Origin of the sequence: Paraburkholderia sp. BCC1884, from assembly GCF_900996225.1 — a bacterium.
Lineage (GTDB): Bacteria > Pseudomonadota > Gammaproteobacteria > Burkholderiales > Burkholderiaceae > Paraburkholderia.
Genome location: NZ_CAAJGL010000037.1, coordinates 1 through 437 on the forward strand (window position 1 = coordinate 1; position 437 = coordinate 437).

The window sequence follows — 437 nt, forward strand, 5'->3', positions numbered from 1 at the left end:
GGCCAGGTCGGCACCCGAGAAGCCCGGCGTGCCGCGCGCCAGCACGGCCGCGTCGACGTCGTTGGAGATCGGTACCTTGCGCAGGTGCACGCGCATGATCTGCTCGCGGCCGCGGATGTCGGGCAGGCCGACATAGACCTGGCGGTCGAAACGGCCCGGGCGCAGCAGCGCCTTGTCGAGCACGTCGGAACGGTTGGTGGCGGCGATCACGATCACGCCCGAGTTGGCCTCGAAGCCGTCCATCTCGACCAGCATCTGGTTCAGCGTCTGTTCGCGCTCGTCGTTGCCGCCGCCCATGCCGGCGCCGCGATGGCGACCGACCGCGTCGATTTCATCGATGAACACGATGCAGGGTGCGTGCTTCTTGGCCTGCTCGAACATGTCGCGCACGCGGGCCGCGCCCACGCCGACGAACATTTCGACGAAGTCCGAACCCG

Annotated in this window: 1 protein-coding gene; it reads right to left on the bottom strand. The window is 68.4% G+C overall.

Going from position 1 to position 437, the window contains the following annotated elements; genetic code table 11:
• The coding region (locus tag FQ705_RS02885; RefSeq protein WP_144137951.1) for an AAA family ATPase at positions 1 to 437 on the bottom strand (437 nt) is incomplete at both ends.